The organism is Enterobacter sp. RIT418 (genome assembly GCF_003057745.1).
In the GTDB taxonomy this organism is placed as follows: domain Bacteria; phylum Pseudomonadota; class Gammaproteobacteria; order Enterobacterales; family Enterobacteriaceae; genus Enterobacter.
This window is the reverse complement of sequence record NZ_QBJD02000001.1, coordinates 203186-223646: the sequence shown is the minus strand read 5'-3', so window position 1 is coordinate 223646 and position 20461 is coordinate 203186. Positions and strand designations below refer to the sequence as shown.

The window sequence follows — 20461 nt, the reverse complement described above, 5'->3', positions numbered from 1 at the left end:
CTTTCAGCATTAATGTCTACCCCTGCAACATTGTAGTCCCCCCCCCCTATTAAGTATGCGTCTGGATAGCGAAAACACTTCTTTGTTGGTAAAGAGGTCATAATAACCACTCGAAAATTTGGTTTGCCGTGAATTTGAAGCATGCTGGATAAACCACGGACGTTCTGACGGTTTAAAACTGGGTATTTTCTCATGCTGAAAATAGGGGGCAAGGAATAAACGATCTTTGGTATCCGCTATGTAGAGGGAGTCAGCAATGGAGATGAGCGCCAGCGCAATCATCAAAGATCGCCTAAGCTGGGGGATATGACTGTAAATATTGTCAATGTTTTTTGCATTTTCCAGAGCATGACCTAACTCATTGAGTTGCGTGCCAACTTCGTCAAACGCCAGCTCAAAGTCGACACGGGCATTATTTACCGCGTCAAGGCTTAGACGGTCGTAAACATTTACCTGCTCCTGCCACTGAAGACAGCTTGCAATTGCAATCACTAAAACTGTCACCCCAATCAGACACAGGAAAAATATATTCACGGGCTTCCGGAAATTAAGTTTCCCCCTGAGGAATGTTATCTTCATAAGCGTAAGTCCAAAAATAAAAAAATCACTTGAAATTCCAGGATTCGATTTGCAATCAGCCTTGCACGGGAGATCTCTTGCAGACATATAAGCCCGTTAATATTACATGAAAAGAACCATTGATCGCTAGCAGCGATCAATTTCTTTATATCTATCGCCAATACCGATTAATATCTTTCTATCGATCGTTGACAGCGATCAATTTTTTGACGTTGAGCGCCTTCGATTTGATTCTTTGGTACGAATTATTTTTACCTGCAAGCCATAACCTTGCTCCAGACCCTAATTAAATAACACGATTCGTTAAATAATGAGCTATGCCAACAAACTCATTTTCTCGTGTAAAAATATTTAATATTAGTTAAAGAAATTTAATGAATTGTTATTTAGACTTATTTTTTTACTGGCATGCCTTTAATAGTAGATAGTTTTCCCATTACATTTTCTGTGTACCGTCTGGCTACTGCTTTTCCATGACTATCCCTTCTATGGCATACAGGCACAGGATGTTTTCCGGTCATAGGGCCAAAACCTTAACCCGCTCAAAATAGAGGGGCTCGATACCAGAACGGAAACCGTCATTTTTTATCTCTCATCCGGGCGCTGCCAACCAGTCAGGCAAATATGTCTTTGTTAAGCGGGAGGAACAGCCTGTCGGAACGATGTCTAACCCGGCAATGCCGAACACAGCGCGACGGTACCGTGCGCCCTCAACGGTCAATAAACAAATGGCTGTTTTCTCAGAAATGCAGAAGCTTACTCATTGAAGTCAGTTTATATTACACGCTCCTTATGAGGGCGTACCCAGGCTCTGGCTAACTGAGACAGACCCGGACCCGCGTCGACTGCATGAGTACCAGGCGCTAATTGCAGCCCTTCCCCGCAATCGGATGCCAACAGCAGTACCCCAGTACGCTCCCAAAAGGTCTGTACCTCTGAAAAAAGTCATTTAATGTCATTACGCTGGTTCCAACATCAATAATCAGCGTTAAACTATTCATACCAATTATTTAGGGAGAAGAGATGATGCGCGTATTGGTTGTTGAGGATAATGCATTGCTGCGCCATCACCTGAAGGTTCAGCTTCAGGAGATGGGACATCAGGTGGACGATGCCGAAGATGCAAAAGAAGCCGATTATTATCTCAATGAACACATGCCGGATATTGCCATCGTCGATTTAGGGCTGCCGGATGAGGACGGTCTGTCGCTGATCCGCCGCTGGCGCAGCCACGATGTTTCGCTGCCGGTGCTGGTACTAACCGCCCGCGAAGGCTGGCAGGACAAAGTGGAAGTGCTTAGCGCGGGTGCGGACGACTACGTGACCAAGCCTTTCCATATTGAAGAAGTCGCCGCGCGCATGCAGGCGCTGCTGCGCCGCAACAGCGGCCTGGCGTCGCAGGTTATTTCCATTCCGCCGTTTCAGGTCGATCTCTCTCGCCGTGAGTTTTCCATCAATGATGAAGTGATTAAGCTCACCGCGTTTGAATACACCATTATGGAAACGCTGATCCGCAACAACGGCAAAGTGGTGAGCAAAGATTCCCTCATGCTCCAGCTTTATCCTGACGCCGAGCTGCGCGAAAGCCATACCATTGACGTGCTGATGGGGCGTTTGCGCAAGAAAATTCAGGCACAGTATCCTGATGATGTGATCACCACGGTGCGCGGCCAGGGCTACCTGTTCGAACTGCGCTAAATGAAAAAGATTTTGCGCCTCATCCTGCCCCTTTCGCTGCGGGTCCGCTTTTTACTGGCCACCGCCGCCGTGGTGCTGGTGCTGTCCCTCTCCTACGGCATGGTGGCGCTGGTGGGGTACAGCGTCAGCTTCGATAAAACCACCTTCCGCCTGCTGCGCGGCGAAAGTAACCTGTTCTATACCCTGGCAAAATGGGAAAACAATCGGATCAGCGTCGAGATGCCGGAGAACCTCAACCAGCAAAGCCCCACGCTGGCGCTGATCTATAACGAGAAGGGTAAGCTGCTGTGGGCGCAGCGCGACGTCCCCTGGCTGACGAAACGCATTCGCCCTGAATGGCTCCGAACCAACGGTTTCCACGAGATTGAAGCCGATCTTAACGCCACCAGCTCGCTTATCCGCGACGATCGCTCTTTGCAGCAGAAGCTGAACGAGATCCGCGCCGATGACGACGAAACGGAGATGACGCACTCCGTCGCCATTAACCTTTATCCCGCCACGACGGATATGCCGCAGCTGACCATTGTGGTGGTCGACACCATACCGGTTGAGCTTAAACGCTCCTATATGGTCTGGAGCTGGTTCATCTATGTTCTGGCTGCCAACCTGCTGCTGGTGATCCCGCTGCTGTGGATTGCCGCCTGGTGGAGCCTGCGCCCAATTGAGTCGCTGGCGAAAGAGGTACGCGAACTGGAGGAACACCATCGTGAAAACCTTAACCCGCAGACAACCCGCGAGCTGACCAGCCTGGTGCAGAACCTCAACCGCCTGCTGAGCAGCGAGCGGGAGCGCAATGATAAGTATCGCACCACGCTGACCGATCTGACGCACAGCCTCAAAACGCCGCTCGCGGTGATGCAAAGCACCCTGCGCTCGATGCGTAGCGCAAAGCTGAGCGTCGACGACGCCGAGCCGGTGATGCTGGAGCAGATCAGCCGCATCTCCCAGCAGATTGGCTACTATCTCCATCGCGCCAGCATGCGCTCCGGCAGCGCGATATTGAGCCGCGAGCTGCACCCCGTGGCTCCGATTCTCGATAACCTCACCTCCGCGCTGAATAAGGTCTATCAGCGTAAAGGGGTCAATATTAGCCTCGATATCTCGCCGGAAATCAGCTTCGTTGGCGAGAAAAATGACTTTATGGAAGTTATGGGCAACCTGCTTGATAACGCCTGCAAATATTGCCTTGAGTTTGTTGAGGTCTCTGCCCGCCTGACGGATGACGAGCTGCATATCATCGTCGAGGACGATGGCCCCGGTATTCCGCACAACAAGCGCGATCTGGTCTTCGATCGGGGCCAGCGCGTAGATACGCTGCGCCCCGGTCAGGGCGTGGGATTGTCCGTTGCGCGAGAGATTGTCGATCAATACGACGGAAGAATTGAAACCGGCGAAAGCCTGCTGGGCGGTGCAAAAATGGAGGTTGTGTTTGGCCTTCAGCACCCCACATCGCACGATAGTTAGCCCGTCGTGCGAAAAATGCGAGGTTCTCGCCCCCGGTGGCCTGCGCTTCCGTTATAATCCGACTCAGTAAGAGCCTGCGGAATAATAACTATGGATTATCACTTAACGCTTAACTGGCCCGATTTTATCGAACGTTACTGGCAAAAACGCCCGGTCGTTCTGAAACGCGGGTTCAGCAATTTTGTCGATCCCCTCTCCCCTGACGAACTCGCCGGCCTGGCGATGGAAAGCGAGGTAGACAGCCGCCTGGTCAGCCATCAGGACGGAAAATGGCAGGTCAGCCACGGTCCGTTTGAAAGCTACGATCATCTCGGTGAGAACAACTGGTCGCTGCTGGTACAGGCCGTTAACCACTGGCACGAGCCGACCGCAGCCCTGATGCGTCCGTTCCGCGCCCTGCCCGACTGGCGAATGGACGATCTAATGATCTCCTTCTCCGTGCCCGGCGGTGGCGTCGGCCCGCATCTGGACCAGTACGACGTCTTTATCATTCAGGGCACGGGCCGCCGCCGCTGGCGCGTTGGTGAGAAAGTGCCGATGAAGCAGCATTGTCCGCATCCAGACCTTCTTCAGGTCGATCCGTTTGAAGGGATTATCGATGAAGAGCTGGAGCCGGGCGATATCCTCTACATTCCGCCAGGATTCCCGCACGAAGGGTATTCGCTGGAAAACTCGCTGAACTACTCGGTCGGCTTCCGCGCGCCAAGCGGTCGCGAAATGATCAGCGGCTTTGCGGACTACGTTCTTCAGCGCGAGCTGGGCAGCTATCGCTACAGCGATCCGGACGTGCCCGCGCGTGAGCACCCGGCGGATATCCTGCCGCAGGAGCTGGATAAGCTGCGCGGTATGATGCTGGATTTAATTAACGAGCCGGAACAGTTTAAGCAGTGGTTTGGTGAGTTTATCAGCCAGTCACGTCACGAGCTGGACGTCGCGCCGCCAGAGCCGCCGTATCAGGCTGACGAGATTTACGATGCGCTTCAGCAGGGCGACAAGCTTGTGCGACTGGGCGGCCTGCGCGTGCTGCGTATTGGCGAAGAGGTATTCGTTAACGGCGAGAAGCTGGATTCCCCGCACCGTCCCGCGCTGGAGGCTATCGCCAGCCATATGGTCTTAAGCGCAGAGACCTTCGGCGACGCGCTGGAAGATCCTTCATTCCTCGCCATGCTTGCCGCGCTGGTTAACAGCGGGTACTGGTTCTTTGAGGACTAAGTCGCTTTGACGCCCGGAGGCGCTTCGCTTACCGGGCCTACAAACCCATGATAGTAGGCCGGGCAAGGCGCAGCCGCCACCCGGCTTTTTAACAGCTACCGCTTCGCCGTCAGCTCCGCAATGCGCACAATCACCTTCACCGCTTTTTCCATCCCCTCGAGGGTGACGAACTCGTGCTTGCCGTGGTAGTTATATCCGCCGGTAAACAGGTTAGGGCACGGCAGCCCCATGAATGACAGCTGGGAACCGTCAGTGCCGCCGCGGATAGGCTTAAGCTCGGGCTCAATATCGCAGTCACGCATCGCCTGCTGGGCGATATCGAGAATATGCGGATGCTCCATCACCTTCTCGCGCATGTTGTAGTAGCTGTCTTCGATGATCAGCTCAATGTAGCAGTCCGGGTGCAGCCCCTTGCCGACCTTCTTCGCAATCTCCATCATCTTGCGCTTGCGCGCTTCGAAGGCCTTGCGGTCAAAGTCGCGGACGATGTAGTGCATCTGCGCGCTGTCTACGGTGCCCTTAATGCTGGTCAGATGGTAGAAGCCCTCATAGCCTTCCGTCTGCTCGGGGCTCTCTTCGGCAGGGACCTCGGCGTGGATGCGTGCGGCCAGCGACAGCGCGTTCACCATCACGCCTTTTGCAGAGCCCGGATGAACGTTATTGCCGACGATTTTGATCGTAATTGAGGCCGCGTTGAAGTTTTCAAACTCCAGTTCGCCCACCCCGCCGCCGTCAACGGTATAGGCCCACTTCGCGTTGAAGGCTTCCACGTCAAAGTGTTTCGCCCCTTTCCCCACCTCTTCGTCCGGCGTAAACGCCACGCGAATATCACCGTGGGGAATGTTTTTGCCTTTCAGCACCGCCAGCGCGGTCATGATTTCCGCGATACCGGCTTTGTCATCGGCGCCCAGCAGCGTTTTGCCATCGGTGGTAATCAACGTCTGGCCGAGCAGCTGATGCAGCACCGGGAACATCACCGGCGACAGCACCTCATCGCCAATGCCCAGCGCAATGTCACCGCCGCGGTAGTTTTCAACGATCTGCGGATTAACATGTTTACCGCTAAAATCAGGTGAGGTATCAACATGGGAGATAAAGCCAATCGCCGGAATATCGCCCTCAACGTTAGCCGGTAGCGTGCCCATCACAGTCCCTTTCTCGCTGAGCGTGACGTTGACCAGCCCCATGGCATCAAGCTGCTCTTTAAGAAGATTCAATAATTTCCACTGGCCTTCGGTGCTCGGCACCTGGCGGACACCCGGCTTAGATTGGGTATCCAGCGAAACGTACTGTAAAAAACGTTCAAGTAATTTATCCATGCAGCCACCCTCACTTTTTGTGACAACATTATCATTAAGCATGAAACCGCAAATATTGCGTCAGGTCACTTTTATCCCGCAAACGAGAATATTTTCCGTTTATGTCGTTATTCGTTAATAAATGTAGCTTATGAATCAGTCACAAGGATTGGCGAGAGTGGGGGTTTGCCGTAGAATGTCCGCCCTCTTTAAGAGTCACCAAGGTGGTTACACACAAACCCCGCTTCGGCCTGCGGCCTGAAGCGTCTATATGGGACAGTGCAAAAATTGAATACACAACCCCGTTCCCTTTCACCGCTGGTGCAGCTGGAACGAATCCGTAAAATTTACGATGGCAAAGAGGTGATTTCCGACCTCAGCCTGACCATCAACGACGGTGAGTTTCTCACGCTGCTTGGCCCTTCCGGCTGCGGCAAAACAACCGTTCTGCGCCTGATCGCCGGCCTTGAAAGCGTCGATCGCGGACACATCCATCTTGAGAACCAGGAGATAACCCAGGTTCCCGCCGAAGCGCGTCACGTGAATACCGTTTTCCAGAGCTATGCCCTGTTCCCGCACATGACCGTGTTTGAGAACGTGGCGTTTGGCCTGCGCATGCAAAAAACGCCCGCGAGCGAGATCGCCCCGCGCGTGACCGATGCGCTGCGGATGGTTCAGCTTGAAGAGTTTGCCCAGCGTAAGCCGCACCAGCTTTCCGGCGGCCAGCAGCAGCGCGTCGCGATTGCGCGCGCCGTGGTGAACAAGCCTCGCCTGCTCCTGCTGGACGAGTCCCTTTCCGCGCTGGATTATAAGCTGCGCAAGCAGATGCAAAACGAGCTGAAGGCGCTACAGCGCAAGCTTGGCATTACCTTTGTCTTCGTGACCCACGACCAGGAAGAAGCGCTGACCATGTCCGACAGGATCGTCGTGATGCGCGACGGCAAAATCGAGCAGGACGGTACGCCGCGCGAAATCTACGAAGAGCCGAAGAACCTGTTCGTCGCCAGCTTCATTGGCGAGATCAATATCTTCAGCGCAACGGTGATCGAGCGCCTGGACGCGCAGCGGGTGCGCGCCAGCGTTGAGGGCCGCGAGTGTAATATTTACGTCAATTTTGCCGTCGAACCGGGACAACGCCTCAACGTGCTGCTGCGCCCGGAAGATTTACGCGTCGATGAAATTCACGACCAGAGCGAAGCGGAAGGCTTAATTGGCTACATACGCGAGCGTAACTATAAGGGCATGACCCTGGAATCCGTGGTTGAGCTGGAAAACGGCAAGATGGTGATGGTCAGCGAGTTCTTTAACGAGGACGACCCGGACTTTGACCACTCGCTCGACCAGAAAATGGTGATTAACTGGGTAGAAAGCTGGGAGGTTGTGCTGGCTGATGAAGAACACAAGTAAATTCCAGAATGTGGTGATTGCCACGATCGTCGGTTGGCTTGTGCTGTTCGTCTTTTTACCCAACCTGATGATCGTTGCCACCAGCTTCCTGACCCGCGATGACGTCAGCTTCGTCAAGCTCGTCTTTACGCTGGATAACTACGCGCGGCTGCTCGATCCGCTCTACTTCGACGTGCTGCTGCACTCGCTGAATATGGCGCTGATAGCCACCCTCGCCTGTCTGGTTCTGGGCTATCCCTTCGCCTGGTTCCTCGCGCGCCTGCCGCACAAGGTGCGCCCGCTGCTGCTGTTCCTGCTGATCGTCCCGTTCTGGACCAACTCGCTGATCCGCATCTATGGGCTGAAGATTTTTCTCAGCACCAAGGGCTATCTCAACGAGTTCCTGCTGTGGCTGGGGGTGATTGATACGCCGATACGCATCATGTTTACCCCGAGCGCGGTTATCATTGGCCTGGTCTATATCCTGCTGCCGTTCATGGTGATGCCGCTCTACTCCAGCATCGAGAAGCTCGATAAACCGCTGCTGGAAGCGGCGAAAGATCTGGGTGCCAGCAGGCTACAAACTTTTATCCGCATCATCCTTCCGCTCACCATGCCGGGCATCGTCGCGGGCTGCCTGCTGGTGATGCTTCCCGCGATGGGGCTGTTCTACGTTTCGGACCTGATGGGCGGCGCGAAAAACCTGCTTATCGGTAACGTGATCAAAAGCCAGTTCCTCAACATCCGCGACTGGCCGTTTGGCTCCGCCACCAGCATTACGCTGACGGTGGTGATGGGGCTGATGCTGCTGGTCTACTGGCGCGCGTCGCGCCTGCTGAACAAGAAGGTGGAACTCGAATGATCGGTCGACTGCTTCGCGGCGGTTTTATGACCGCCATTTATGCCTATCTGTATATTCCGATTATCATTTTGATCGTGAATTCGTTTAACAGCTCGCGCTTCGGGATTAGCTGGCAGGGGTTTACCACCAAATGGTATAGCCTGCTGATGAACAACGACAGCCTGCTGCAGGCGGCCCTGCACTCGCTCACAATGGCGATCGTCTCGGCCACCTTCGCCACGCTGATTGGTTCCCTCACCGCCGTAGCGCTTTATCGCTACCGCTTTCGCGGCAAGCCGTTCGTCAGCGGCATGCTGTTTGTGGTGATGATGTCACCGGACATCGTGATGGCCATTTCGCTGCTGGTACTGTTTATGCTGCTGGGCGTGCAGCTGGGCTTCTGGTCGCTGCTGTTCTCGCACATCACCTTCTGCCTGCCGTTTGTGGTTGTCACCGTTTACGCCCGCCTGAAGGGCTTTGACGTGCGCATGCTGGAGGCCGCGAAAGATCTCGGTGCCAGCGAGATGACCATTCTGCGCAAAATCATCCTGCCGCTGGCGATGCCCGCCGTGGCGGCGGGATGGCTGTTAAGCTTTACCCTGTCGATGGACGACGTGGTGGTGTCCTCCTTCGTGACCGGGCCGAGCTATGAAATTCTGCCGTTGAAGATTTACTCCATGGTAAAAGTCGGGGTCTCACCCGAAGTGAATGCGCTGGCCACCATTCTGCTGATGTTATCGCTGGTTCTGGTGGTTGCCAGCCAGATTATTGCGCGTGATAAAACAAAATCTCAGGGGACAATGAAATGAAAAAAATACTTGCCGCCGCGGCGCTGGCGCTCGGCATGGGTGCGGCGCACGCTGACGACGGTAAAACGCTCTATTTCTACAACTGGACCGAGTACGTTCCGCCGGGCCTGCTGGAGCAGTTCACCAGGGAGACGGGGATCAAGGTCATCTATTCGACGTACGAGTCGAATGAAACTATGTACGCCAAGCTCAAAACCTACAAAGACGGTGCGTACGATCTGGTGGTGCCATCGACCTACTTCGTCGACAAGATGCGCAAAGAGGGCATGATCCAGAAGATCGACAAAACGAAGCTAACGAATTTTTCAAACCTCGATCCGGAGATGCTCAACAAGCCGTTTGACCCGAGCAATGACTACTCCATTCCGTACATCTGGGGCGCAACGGCGATCGGCGTCAACAGCGACGCCATCGATCCGAAGAGCGTGACCAGCTGGGCCGACCTGTGGAAGCCGGAGTATAAAAGCAGCCTGCTGCTGACCGACGACGCGCGCGAAGTGTTCCAGGTTGCGCTGCGCAAGCTTGGGCTTTCCGGCAACACGACCGACCCGAAAGAGATTGAAGCCGCCTACAACGAGCTGAAAAAGCTGATGCCGAACGTGGCGGCGTTTAACTCGGATAACCCGGCGAATCCGTATATGGAAGGCGAGGTAAACCTGGGCATGGTGTGGAACGGTTCCGCGTTCGTGGCGCGCGAAGCGGGAACGCCGCTCGAGATCGTCTGGCCGAAGGAAGGCGGGATTTTCTGGATGGACAGCCTTGCGATCCCGTCTAACGCCAAAAACGTCGACGGCGCGCTGAAGCTGATCAACTTCCTTCTGCGCCCGGACGTGGCGAAACAGGTCGCGGAAACGATCGGTTACCCTACGCCAAACCTGGCGGCGCGTAAGCTGCTCAGTCCGGAAGTGGCCAACGACAAGTCGCTGTATCCGGATGCGGAAACCGTCAGCAAAGGTGAATGGCAGAACGACGTGGGCGATGCAAGCCGCCTGTATGAAGAGTATTACCAGAAGCTAAAAGCGGGTCGTTAATGTAGCGCCTGTCTTCCCCTCACCCCGGCCCTCTCCCCATAGGGGCGAGGGGGAAAAGACCGATCCGTGCCCTTTCTGGAGTGGAGGGGAAAAGACGGCTCCATGCTATCCCCTCTCCCCTATGGGGAGAGGGTTAGGGTGAGGGGTGAGAGATAACCCTTAAAGCCCTTTCAGCAGCCGATCCACAAATTCCGGCACCACTTCGCTCGCCAGCCCATAGTGCTTCTCTTCAAACTCGCTTCCCACCTGGCTTGGCTCGAGATTGAGCTCCACCGTATGGGCGCCCTGCAGCTTCGCTTCGTGAACAAATCCCGCAGCCGGGTAAACGTGCCCGGAAGTGCCAATCGCAATAAAGACGTCCACCATGGCCAGCGCGCTGTAAATCTCATCCATCCCCAGCGGCATTTCACCAAACCAAACCACGTGCGGGCGCAGCCGCGCCGGGAACTGGCAGCAGTGGCATTTATCTTCCGGCAGCACGTCGTCTTTCCAGTCAAGCACCTGACCGCTCCAGTCGCAGCGAACCTTCAGCAGCTCGCCGTGCATGTGGATGATGTTTTTATTGCCCGCTCTTTCGTGCAGGTTATCGATATTCTGCGTTACCAGCATAAAACGATCGCCTAACGCCTCTTCGAGCTTAGCCAGCGCAAGATGCGCCGCGTTCGGCGCAATCTCCGGCTGCTGGAGCTGGCGTCGGCGCGCGTTATAAAACGCCTGCACCAGCTCCGGGTCGCGGGCGAAGCCTTCCGGCGTCGCCACATCTTCTACGCGGTGCTCTTCCCACAGGCCGTCGGCCGCCCTAAAGGTACGAATACCGGACTCGGCGGAGATCCCCGCCCCGGTCAATACCACCACTCTGGGTTTATCCATCGCTTCTGGCATCATCCTGTCTCTGAAAAATATCCGCTGGCGCAGGCGTTCGCGCAGGCGGCGTTTGTTTTTGCGAAAACGGCTGAGTCGACCCTGGCGACGCGACAGCATAGCAACCTCGTTAACTTAATCGGTAAGATGAAGGAATGCGGCTCCGCGCATGCCTCCTGCGTCCCCGTGACGCGCGCGTTCAATGCGCGGCACGCGGGCGACCGGCAATAAATGTCGCGGCAGGCGCCCCGACAGCTGTTCCGTAATCGCACTAAAGTTTGACAGCCCGCCCCCGATCACCAGCAGGCCCGGGTCGACAATCGTCAGGATATTACCCAGGCATACCGCCAGCAGATCGAGATAGCGTTCGACATGCTCGCGCGCCTGCGCATCCCCTTGCTCCCACAGGGTAATGATCTGCGGGGCCTCAAGTTTCTGATGATAGAAGTGTTCGTAAAGCCATGCAAACCCGCGTCCGGAGAGGTAATTCTCTATACAGCCGTGCTGGCCACAGCCGCAGCGCGTCAGCGGAAAATCACGCCCTACCACCTCCAGCGCGTCAACGGGCAGGCGAATATGGCCAAATTCGCCCGTGATGTAGCTTCGCCCGGTAATCGGTTTGCCGTTAATGACGATCCCGCCGCCCACTCCGGTGCCGAGGATCAGCCCCATCACCAGCGGATAGGCGCGAAATTCATCGTCCCACGCTTCCGAGAGGGCAAAACAGTTGGCATCGTTATCTAAACGCACGTCGCGTTCAAGGAGAGCAGAGAGGTCGGCGCGCAACAGTTTACCGCTGGCCGCGGGAACGTTGGCGGCGTACAGCGTGCCGTCATCGGTTTCGGGCATGCCCGGGATGCCGATGCCGACGCTGCCCTTCACGCCAAAGCGTTGATCCGCCTGGGCCACCAGCGCGGCGATGGCGGTTAAGAATTCATCGTAGCTTTCGCGAGGCGTGGGAACGCGCGTTTCCCACTGTAGCTTAAGGTCTTTATCGAACACGCCGAGCGCAATCTTGGTGCCGCCAATATCAAATCCGTAATACATGATGCATTCCTCTGTTTGATTCAGCGGCCAAAAGACCGCTAAACCATGACGAAATTACTGGCCACTTAATACCCTCGCCGGGTCGATTCGGCTTGCGCGACGCGCCGGGTACCAGCTTGCCAGCAGACTTAGCAAAAGTGCTGTTACCAGCACGTAAATGACGTCCAGCCAGTGCAGCTCGGACGGCAGAAAATCGATAAAATAGATATCACCCGACAGGAACTGGTGACCGATCAGCTTCTCGATGCCGTTGATGATTGGCGTCAGCTGGAGCGAAACCACCACCCCGATGACCACGCCGCAGAGGCTGCCGAACAGCCCTGCCAGCAGGCCGTACCAGACGAAGATGGCGCGAATGAGGCCATCTTTGGCCCCCAGGGTGCGCAGCACGGCGATGTCGCCGCTCTTGTCCTTCACCGCCATCACCAGCGTTGAAACGATGTTGAAACAGGCCACGCCGATCACCAGCACCATCGCCAAATACATAATGGCGCGGATCATCTGGATATCGCGGTACATATAGCCGTAAGTGCCGATCCAGCTTTTGATGTAGACATAGCTATTGGTCACGCTGCCCGCATCGCGCACCAGCTTGTTGGCGTTAAAGACGTCGTTCACCTTAATGGCAATGCCCGTCACGCTCTCGCCCATGTCCAGATACTGCCGCGCGTCTTCCATCGGCACCATCGCAAAGCTGTGGTCAAGCTGCCCGCTTAACTGAAGAATGCCGGTGACGTGCAGGCGCACGCGCTTGGGCTGCTGCAGCTTGTGGTCGGCGCTGGCGTTCGGGATCATGATCGAAACCCAGTCGCCCTGCTTCACCTTCAGCGCATCGGCCACGCCTTTGCCCATGATGATCTGCTGCTCGCCGGCCTTAAAGTTTGCCCACGCGCCGTTCTGCACGTACTGCGGCAGCGCGCTCAGGCGTGCTTCCTGTGCCGGATTCACCCCTTTCACCTGAATGGCGCGCAGGTTAACGCCGCTTTCCACCAGCCCGGTAAAGTTAATGTACGGCGCCGCCGCCGCGACGCCCGGGACTTTCTCCACCTTGGCGAGCGCATCGCGCCAGCTGGTCCACGGCTGGTTAACCGGCTCGATCTCGCCGTGCGGGACCACGGCCAGAATGCGGTTGTTCAGCTCGCGCTCAAAGCCGTTCATGGCGCTAAGCCCAACGATCAGCACCGCCACGCCCAGCGCAATGCCGATCGTGGAGATGACGGAGATCAGCGATACCATGCCGCCGCGGCGGCGACCGCGGCTAAAGCGTAACCCAATGAGTAGCGATAACGGTGAAGCCATTACTCGGCCCCCATCAGGGTCAGCTCGGCGTTCAGATGACCGTCGCGCATCTCCAGCTGGCGCCCCATTCGTTTCGCCAGCTGCAGATCGTGGGTCACCACCAGGAACGCGGTGCCCTGAGACGCGTTTAGCTCGCCCAGCAGCTGGAAAATGCTGTCCGCGTTGCGGGCGTCCAGGTTTCCGGTCGGTTCATCCGCCAGCACCAGGCGCGGGTTGTTGACCAGCGCGCGCGCAATCGCCACGCGCTGGCGCTCGCCGCCGGACAGTTCGGAAGGGCGGTGGTTTCCACGGTGCCCCAGCCCAACCGCTTTCAGCATATCGCTGGCGCGGGCGTTAATTTCTGCCGGTTTCTTTTTGCCGATCAGCAGCGGCATTGCCACGTTTTCCAGCGCCGTAAAGTCCGGAAGCAGATGGTGGAACTGATAGATAAAGCCTAATTCGCGGTTGCGCAGCTCCGCTTTCGCGGTTGAAGACATTTTGCTTAGCGGCTTGCCGGAAAAAATCACGTCGCCTTCGGTCGGCGTATCCAGCCCGCCCAGCAGGTGCAGCAAGGTACTTTTGCCGGAACCGGAGCTGCCGACAATCGCCATCATCTCGCCTTCACCCACGCTAAAGCTTACGTTGTGCAGCACGTCGGTCTGCACGGCGCCTTCCTGATAGCGTTTGGACAGGTTGTCGCATTGCAGCAGGATCTTATTCATAGCGTAAAGCCTCAGCGGGTTGGGTGGCGGCAGCGCGCCAGGAAGGATAAAGCGTTGAAAGCAGCGCAATGGCCATCGCGGCCAGCGCAATACCGATAACCTGCAGCGGCTCAATGGCCACCGGCAGCGCCGCGCCGTCAAGCAATGCGCCGATAATCGGCATTAAATTGTTAAGCTGGCTGGCGAGAAGCGCCCCCAGCACGGCGCCGAGCAGCGCGCCGATAATCCCCGCGCTGGCCCCCTGCACCATAAAGACCGCCATGATCTGGCGCGGCGTCAGCCCCTGCGTTTGCAGTATCGCCACTTCGCCCTGCTTCTCCATCACCATCAGCCCCAGCGAGGTGATGATGTTGAACGCGGCCACGGCGACGATCAGGCTCAGCAGCAGCCCCATCATGTTCTTTTCCATGCGCACGGCCTGGAACAGCTCGCCCTTGCGGTCGCGCCAGTCCTGCCATTTTGTCCCTTCCGGCAATTTCTGCTGGCTGAGCGTGTCCACCTTCAGCGGCGCGTCGAGCCACAGGCGCCAGCCGGTAATGTTGCCCGCCGGGTAGCGCATCAGGCGCGAGGCGTCCTGAATGTTGACCAGCATCTGGTAGCCATCGACTTCGCTATTGGCCGCAAACGTGCCTACGACGTTGAACAAGCGCTGGCTTGGCAGGCGTCCCATCGGCGTAAACTGGCTCGCAGACGGCACCATCACGCGCAGCTGATCGCCGCGGTTGACGCCAAGCTGTCCGGCAAGCTGTTCGCCCAGAATGACGTTGTATTTGCCCGCTTCCAGGTCGGTTTGCTTCACGTTGACCAGGTACGGCGTCAGCGGGTCGTTTTGCGCCGGGTCGATGCCCAGCATCACGCCCACCGCCACGCTGCGGGCGCTTTGCAGCACCACGTCCCCGGTGGTTAGCGGCGCAACCCGCGTGACACCCTGTAACGTCGCCGCGCTTTTTTCCGGCAGCTGTTGCGGGTTAACGGAACCGTTGTTCGAAGAGAGCACGGCCTGCGGCATCAGCCCCAGAATGTTGTTTTGCAGCTCGCGTTCGAAGCCGTTCATGACGGAAAGCACCGTCACCAGCGCCATCACGCCAAGCGTAATGCCAATGGTAGAAAGCCAGGAGACAAAGCGACCGAAGCGGTCCGCGGCGCGCCCACGCATGTAGCGTAAGCCTATGAAAAGTGCGACAGGTTGGTACATGAAATCCGTCTGTTTGCTGGTAGCAGACCCACGAGTATATAAGCGAATCCGCGAAGCGTAAATGACTGAAACCGTAAGCTTCGGTAATCATTTTTCCAAAAAATTCAGATAAATCATAGTGCTAATTGCCTGACAAGCTCTCTGAGGCCTCCACCTTTTCCGAAAATCGTCCCGATACAGACTCTTACCGATTACTTCCCCTCCCCGTTCACCCAGGATAACCGCCTATTTATGGCAAAACAGGTATCGGTTCCCGATGAAACAAAAAGCATTATGGATTAACCAGATAAAAGGATTGTGCATCTGCTTGGTGGTGATTTACCACTCGGTCATCACCTTTTACCCGCATCTTGAAGGGCTACAGCATCCGTACTCGGGGCTGCTCGCCAAGTGCTGGGTCTATTTCAATCTTTACCTCGCGCCGTTTCGCATGCCGGTCTTTTTCTTTATCTCAGGATATTTAATCCGCCGCTACATTGACGAGGTGGACTGGCGCGGAAGCCTCGATAAACGCATCTGGAGCATCGTCTGGGTGCTGGCGCTGTGGGGCGTGCTGCAGTGGCAGGCGCTGACCCATCTCAACGCCTGGCTTGCGCCGGAGCGGGAGCTGGCCACCGCCTCCAACGCCGCCTACGCCGATTCGTTTGCCGGATTTATTCGCGGCATGATCGCCGCCAGCACCAGCCTTTGGTATCTGTACGCGCTGGTGGTCTACTTCACGCTGTGCAAAGCGTTGAGCCGCTGGAAGCTGCCGGTGCTCGCCCTGTTCGCACTGGCGAGCGTGGCGATTAACTTCATGCCGCTGCCGTGGTGGGGCATGAACAGCGTGGTGCGTAATATCATTTACTACAGCCTGGGCGCATGGTTCGGCGCGGAGCTGATGGCGTGGATGAAAGGGCTGGCGCTTCGCCGCGCGTGGCTGCCCGTTATCGCTTTCGGCGCGGCGTCCGTGGCGCTGTGGTTCGCGAACGTGCCGCTGCTGCTTTCGCTGCTGTCGATCCTGCTGATCATGAAAGTCTTCTACAGCGTTGAGCAGCGCTACGCCGTTCATCCCAACAACCTGCTGAACGTGGTGGGGTCAAACACCATTGCGATCTACACCACCCACCGCATCCTGATTGAGGCCTTTAGCCTGTTCCTGATTGGCGAAATGAACGCCGCGACCTGGCCGGTTTGGGCCGAACTCGCCCTGATTCTGTTCTATCCATTTGCCAGCCTGCTGATCTGTACGCTGGTCGGCCTCGGTGCCCGCAAGGCCTCTACCGCGCTCTTTGGCGACGTTTTCTTCTCCCCTCCGGCTCGCCTCGCCCCGGATCCGGCCGCACGCTAGCCCCCTCGTCGCCCCGCTTTCGGGGCGATTTTCCCCGTCGTGCGGTTACGGTTTGCTAATGTAAAACGATCGAGGATAATAAAGACATTGCGTATCAGTGATATGCCCCAATACTGTAGGTATATCCATAAGAGACTCTGATAAAGACATGCCTGAACACTATCGTTATTCCTTGCCCGTCAAAGCGGGCGATCAGCGCCAGCTCGGTGAACTTACGGGTGCCGCCTGCGCCACGCTGGTGGCTGAAATTGCGGAACGACACCCCGGCCCGGTCGTTCTGGTTGCCCCGGATATGCAAAACGCCCTGCGCCTGCATGACGAAATCCGCCAGTTCACCGACAGCCTGGTGTTCAGCCTCGCCGACTGGGAAACGCTGCCGTACGACAGCTTCTCGCCGCATCAGGAAATCATCTCCTCACGCCTGTCGACCCTGTACCAGCTGCCGACGATGCAGCGCGGCGTATTGATTGTGCCGGTCAACACGCTGATGCAGCGGGTTTGTCCGCACAGCTATCTGCACGGCCATGCGCTGGTAATGAAAAAGGGCCAGCGCCTGTCCCGCGACGCCCTGCGCGCGCAGCTCGACAGCGCCGGATATCGCCACGTCGATCAGGTGATGGAGCACGGCGAATACGCCACGCGCGGCGCGCTGCTGGATCTCTACCCAATGGGCAGCGACCAGCCTTACCGCCTGGACTTCTTCGATGACGAAATCGACAGCCTGCGCGTCTTCGACGCCGATACCCAGCGCACGCTCGATGAGGTCGACTCCATCAACCTGCTGCCCGCACACGAGTTTCCAACCGACAAAACCGCCATCGAGCTGTTCCGCAGCCAGTGGCGCGACAGGTTCGACGTCAAGCGCGACGCTGAGCATATCTACCAGCAGGTGAGCAAAGGCACGCTGCCTGCCGGAATCGAATACTGGCAACCCCTGTTCTTCAATGAGCCGCTGCCGCCGCTGTTCAGCTACTTCCCGGCGAACACGCTGATTGTGAATACCGGCGACATTGACGCCAGCGCCAGCCGCTTTGAGAGCGAGACGCGCGCGCGCTTTGAAAACCGCGGCGTCGACCCGATGCGCCCGCTTCTGCCGCCGGAAGCGCTCTGGCTGCGCACCGACGAACTTAATTCCGAGCTCAAGCGCTGGCCGCGCATGCAGCTCAAAACCGACGTTCTGGCGGACAAAGCGGCGAACACCAATCTGGGCTTCCAGACGCTGCCGGATCTCTCCGTGCAGGCACAGCAGAAATCACCGCTGGATAACCTGCGCAAATTTCTCGAGTCCTTCACCGGGCCGGTGGTGTTCTCGGTTGAGAGCGAAGGCCGCCGCGAGGCCCTTGGCGAGCTGCTGGGTCGGATTAAAGTTTTACCCAAACGCATCCATCGCCTGAGCGAAGCCAGCGGAAACGGGCGCTTCCTGATGATCGGCGCCGCCGAGCATGGCTTTATCGATACCCTGAACAACCTGGCGCTGATTTGCGAAAGCGACCTCCTCGGGGAGCGCGTGGCGCGCCGTCGTCAGGACAGCCGCCGCACCATCAACCCGGATACGCTGATCCGCAACCTGGCGGAGCTGCACCCCGGCCAGCCGATTGTTCACCTCGAACACGGCGTGGGGCGCTATCAGGGAATGACGACGCTGGAGGCCGGCGGCATTAAGGGCGAATACCTGATGCTGACCTATGCCAACGACGCAAAGCTGTACGTGCCGGTGTCGTCCCTGCACCTGATTAGCCGCTATGCGGGCGGCGCGGAGGACAATGCCCCGCTGCACAAGCTGGGCGGAGACGCCTGGGCGCGCGCGCGTCAGAAGGCGGCGGAAAAGGTCCGCGACGTGGCCGCCGAGCTGCTGGACATTTACGCCCAGCGCGCGGCCAAAGAGGGCTTCGCCTTTAAGCATGATAAGGAACAGTATCAGCTGTTCTGCGACAGCTTCCCGTTCGAAACCACGCCGGATCAGGCCCAAGCGATCAACGCCGTGCTGAGCGACATGTGCCAGCCGCTGGCGATGGACAGGCTGGTCTGCGGCGACGTGGGCTTCGGCAAAACCGAAGTGGCGATGCGCGCCGCCTTCCTTGCGGTCGAGAACAACAAGCAGGTGGCGGTGCTGGTGCCGACCACCCTGCTTGCCCAGCAGCACTTTGACAACTTCCGCGACCGCTTCGCCAACTGGCCGGTGCGCATTGAGATGCTGTCGCGTTTTCGCAGCGCCAAAGAGCAAACGCAAATTCTGGAGCTGGCGAGCGAAGGCAAGATCGACATTCTGATCGGCACCCACAAGCTGCTGCAAAGCGACGTGAAGTGGAAGGATTTAGGCCTGCTCATCGTCGATGAAGAACATCGCTTCGGGGTTCGCCACAAGGAGCGCATTAAGGCGATGCGCGCCGACGTCGACATTCTGACCCTGACCGCCACGCCGATCCCGCGCACGCTGAATATGGCGATGAGCGGCATGCGCGATCTGTCGATTATCGCCACCCCGCCCGCGCGCCGTCTGGCGGTGAAAACCTTCGTGCGGGAGTACGATAATCTGGTGGTTCGCGAGGCGATCCTCCGCGAGGTCCTGCGCGGCGGCCAGGTCTACTACCTCTACAACGACGTGGAAAATATCCAGAAAGCGGCGGACAGGCTGGCCGAGCTGGTGCCGGAAGCGCGCGTGGCTATCGGCCACGGGCAGATGCGCGAGCGCGAGCTTGAGCGGGTGATGAACGACTTCCACCACCAGCGCTTTAACGTGCTGGTGTGTACGACCATCATTGAGACCGGGATCGACATCCCCACCGCCAACACCATCATCATCGAGCGCGCGGACCACTTCGGCCTCGCGCAGCTTCACCAGCTGCGCGGACGCGTCGGGCGTTCGCACCATCAGGCCTACGCCTGGCTGCTCACGCCGCATCCGAAAGCGATGACCACCGACGCGCAAAAGCGTCTGGAAGCCATCGCCTCGCTGGAAGACCTGGGCGCAGGCTTTGCGCTGGCGACTCACGACCTGGAGATCCGCGGTGCCGGCGAGCTGCTGGGTGAAGACCAGAGCGGTTCAATGGAAACCATCGGCTTCTCGCTGTATATGGAGCTGCTGGAGAACGCGGTTGACGCGCTGAAGGAAGGCCGCGAGCCGTCGCTGGAGGATCTCACCAGCCAGCAGACCGAAGTCGAGCTGCGCATGCCTTCCCTGCTGCCGGATGATTTTATTCCAGACGTGAATACGCGCCTCTCCTTCTATAAGCGGATCGCCAGCGCGAAAAGCGAAGGCGAGCTGGAGGAGATCAAGGTGGAGCTGATCGACCGCTTTGGCCTGCTGCCCGATCCGGCGCGCAACCTGCTGGATATCGCCCGACTTCGCCAGCAGGCGCAGAAGCTGGGCATCCGCAAGCTGGAAGGCAACGAAAAAGGCGGCGTAATTGAGTTCGCCGAGAAAAACCACGTCAACCCGGCGTGGCTTATCGGCCTTCTGCAAAAGCAGCCGCAGCACTTCCGCCTTGATGGCCCGACGCGCCTGAAGTTTACGCAGGAGCTGGCTGAACGTAAAACCCGCATGGACTGGGTGCGCGACTTTATGCGCCAGCTGGAAGAGAACGCGATCGCTTAACCTCCCCTCCCCCCGCGAGCGCAGGCTGGCGGGGGAACTCTTTACAACTCTTTGCAATCCTCCTGGATTTCCCGACACACTCATTCGCCATAATTATCATTAACTCGTTATATAA

At 57.4% G+C, this 20461-nt stretch carries 16 protein-coding genes; 9 read left to right on the top strand and 7 right to left on the bottom strand.

What is annotated here, in order from left to right:
- Positions 1-9: 9 nt before the first annotated feature.
- Entirely contained in the window at positions 10-666 is a 657-nt protein-coding gene (locus tag DBY73_RS22160; protein WP_181573186.1) for a PDC sensor domain-containing protein, read from the bottom strand.
- 939 nt (positions 667-1605) lie between these two features.
- Here DBY73_RS22160 and phoP point away from each other — a divergent pair.
- The 3 genes from phoP to DBY73_RS01070 all read left to right on the top strand — a co-directional run bounded on the left by phoP (position 1606) and on the right by DBY73_RS01070 (position 4953).
- On the top strand, positions 1606-2277 hold the full coding sequence (gene phoP / locus DBY73_RS01080; RefSeq protein ID WP_112009606.1) for a two-component system response regulator PhoP: 672 nt from the start codon (positions 1606-1608) through the stop codon (positions 2275-2277).
- Positions 2278-3741 (top strand): two-component system sensor histidine kinase PhoQ, encoded by a 1464-nt coding sequence (phoQ, locus tag DBY73_RS01075; RefSeq protein ID WP_112009384.1) that lies wholly within the window; start codon positions 2278-2280, stop codon positions 3739-3741. It abuts the gene before it with no gap.
- A gap of 90 nt (positions 3742-3831) precedes the next feature.
- Entirely contained in the window at positions 3832-4953 is a 1122-nt protein-coding gene (locus DBY73_RS01070) for a cupin domain-containing protein (protein ID WP_112009383.1), read from the top strand.
- 95 nt (positions 4954-5048) lie between these two features.
- Here the strand turns inward: DBY73_RS01070 and pepT are convergent, their stop codons facing one another.
- Complete coding sequence (gene pepT / locus DBY73_RS01065) at positions 5049-6272, bottom strand: peptidase T (protein WP_112009382.1); 1224 nt, start codon at positions 6270-6272, stop codon at positions 5049-5051.
- 258 nt (positions 6273-6530) lie between these two features.
- On the opposite strand from pepT, the gene potA reads away from it, so the two are divergent.
- From potA to potD, 4 genes are read left to right on the top strand one after another with little or no spacing between them, the layout of a single operon-like run.
- Entirely contained in the window at positions 6531-7658 is a 1128-nt protein-coding gene (potA, locus tag DBY73_RS01060; RefSeq protein ID WP_181573185.1) for a spermidine/putrescine ABC transporter ATP-binding protein PotA, read from the top strand.
- Positions 7642-8499: a spermidine/putrescine ABC transporter permease PotB gene (gene potB / locus DBY73_RS01055; protein WP_112009380.1), complete on the top strand. Its 858-nt coding sequence runs from the start codon at positions 7642-7644 to the stop codon at positions 8497-8499. The genes potA and potB overlap by 17 nt, the downstream gene beginning before the upstream one ends.
- The gene (gene potC / locus DBY73_RS01050) at positions 8496-9287 is read left to right on the top strand and encodes a spermidine/putrescine ABC transporter permease PotC (protein WP_112009379.1); all 792 of its coding nucleotides are present in this window, start codon (positions 8496-8498) and stop codon (positions 9285-9287) included. Before potB ends, potC begins: the two co-directional genes overlap by 4 nt.
- The gene (gene potD, locus DBY73_RS01045; RefSeq protein WP_112009378.1) at positions 9284-10318 is read left to right on the top strand and encodes a spermidine/putrescine ABC transporter substrate-binding protein PotD; all 1035 of its coding nucleotides are present in this window, start codon (positions 9284-9286) and stop codon (positions 10316-10318) included. The genes potC and potD overlap by 4 nt, the downstream gene beginning before the upstream one ends.
- Before the next feature lie 159 nt (positions 10319-10477).
- Here potD and cobB read toward each other — a convergent pair whose 3' ends face one another.
- The 5 genes from cobB to lolC are packed head-to-tail and all read right to left on the bottom strand — an operon-like array spanning position 10478 to position 15421.
- Positions 10478-11299, bottom strand: a complete 822-nt coding sequence (gene cobB, locus DBY73_RS01040; protein ID WP_112009377.1) for a Sir2 family NAD+-dependent deacetylase — start codon at positions 11297-11299, stop codon at positions 10478-10480.
- A gap of 15 nt (positions 11300-11314) precedes the next feature.
- A complete protein-coding gene (gene nagK / locus DBY73_RS01035; RefSeq protein ID WP_112009376.1) occupies positions 11315-12226 on the bottom strand; it encodes an N-acetylglucosamine kinase in 912 nt (303 codons plus the stop codon).
- Positions 12227-12280: 54 nt separating this feature from the next.
- Positions 12281-13525, bottom strand: coding sequence for a lipoprotein-releasing ABC transporter permease subunit LolE (gene lolE / locus DBY73_RS01030; protein ID WP_112009375.1), 1245 nt, complete (start codon positions 13523-13525; stop codon positions 12281-12283).
- Positions 13525-14226: a lipoprotein-releasing ABC transporter ATP-binding protein LolD gene (gene lolD, locus DBY73_RS01025; RefSeq protein ID WP_112009374.1), complete on the bottom strand. Its 702-nt coding sequence runs from the start codon at positions 14224-14226 to the stop codon at positions 13525-13527. The genes lolE and lolD overlap by 1 nt, the downstream gene beginning before the upstream one ends.
- Complete coding sequence (gene lolC, locus DBY73_RS01020) at positions 14219-15421, bottom strand: lipoprotein-releasing ABC transporter permease subunit LolC (protein WP_112009373.1); 1203 nt, start codon at positions 15419-15421, stop codon at positions 14219-14221. The genes lolD and lolC overlap by 8 nt, the downstream gene beginning before the upstream one ends.
- 256 nt (positions 15422-15677) lie before the next feature.
- On the opposite strand from lolC, the gene DBY73_RS01015 reads away from it, so the two are divergent.
- Together DBY73_RS01015 and mfd are read left to right on the top strand one after the other, a co-directional pair.
- Positions 15678-16751, top strand: a complete 1074-nt coding sequence (locus tag DBY73_RS01015; protein WP_112009372.1) for an acyltransferase family protein — start codon at positions 15678-15680, stop codon at positions 16749-16751.
- Positions 16752-16899: 148 nt separating this feature from the next.
- Positions 16900-20346, top strand: coding sequence for a transcription-repair coupling factor (gene mfd, locus DBY73_RS01010; RefSeq protein WP_112009371.1), 3447 nt, complete (start codon positions 16900-16902; stop codon positions 20344-20346).
- Positions 20347-20461 lie beyond the last annotated feature (115 nt).

What these genes read in the sequence shown, in the direction of transcription:
- DBY73_RS22160 (WP_181573186.1), bottom strand. Translation starts at nt 666, where the DNA reads ATGTCTGCAAGAGATCTCCCGTGCAAGGCTGATTGCAAATCGAATCCT.
- phoP (WP_112009606.1), top strand. Translation starts at nt 1,606, where the DNA reads ATGCGCGTATTGGTTGTTGAGGATAATGCATTGCTGCGCCATCACCTG.
- phoQ (WP_112009384.1), top strand. Translation starts at nt 2,278, where the DNA reads ATGAAAAAGATTTTGCGCCTCATCCTGCCCCTTTCGCTGCGGGTCCGC.
- DBY73_RS01070 (WP_112009383.1), top strand. Translation starts at nt 3,832, where the DNA reads ATGGATTATCACTTAACGCTTAACTGGCCCGATTTTATCGAACGTTAC.
- pepT (WP_112009382.1), bottom strand. Translation starts at nt 6,272, where the DNA reads ATGGATAAATTACTTGAACGTTTTTTACAGTACGTTTCGCTGGATACC.
- potB (WP_112009380.1), top strand. Translation starts at nt 7,642, where the DNA reads ATGAAGAACACAAGTAAATTCCAGAATGTGGTGATTGCCACGATCGTC.
- potC (WP_112009379.1), top strand. Translation starts at nt 8,496, where the DNA reads ATGATCGGTCGACTGCTTCGCGGCGGTTTTATGACCGCCATTTATGCC.
- potD (WP_112009378.1), top strand. Translation starts at nt 9,284, where the DNA reads ATGAAAAAAATACTTGCCGCCGCGGCGCTGGCGCTCGGCATGGGTGCG.
- cobB (WP_112009377.1), bottom strand. Translation starts at nt 11,299, where the DNA reads ATGCTGTCGCGTCGCCAGGGTCGACTCAGCCGTTTTCGCAAAAACAAA.
- nagK (WP_112009376.1), bottom strand. Translation starts at nt 12,226, where the DNA reads ATGTATTACGGATTTGATATTGGCGGCACCAAGATTGCGCTCGGCGTG.
- lolE (WP_112009375.1), bottom strand. Translation starts at nt 13,525, where the DNA reads ATGGCTTCACCGTTATCGCTACTCATTGGGTTACGCTTTAGCCGCGGT.
- lolD (WP_112009374.1), bottom strand. Translation starts at nt 14,226, where the DNA reads ATGAATAAGATCCTGCTGCAATGCGACAACCTGTCCAAACGCTATCAG.
- lolC (WP_112009373.1), bottom strand. Translation starts at nt 15,421, where the DNA reads ATGTACCAACCTGTCGCACTTTTCATAGGCTTACGCTACATGCGTGGG.
- DBY73_RS01015 (WP_112009372.1), top strand. Translation starts at nt 15,678, where the DNA reads ATGAAACAAAAAGCATTATGGATTAACCAGATAAAAGGATTGTGCATC.
- mfd (WP_112009371.1), top strand. Translation starts at nt 16,900, where the DNA reads ATGCCTGAACACTATCGTTATTCCTTGCCCGTCAAAGCGGGCGATCAG.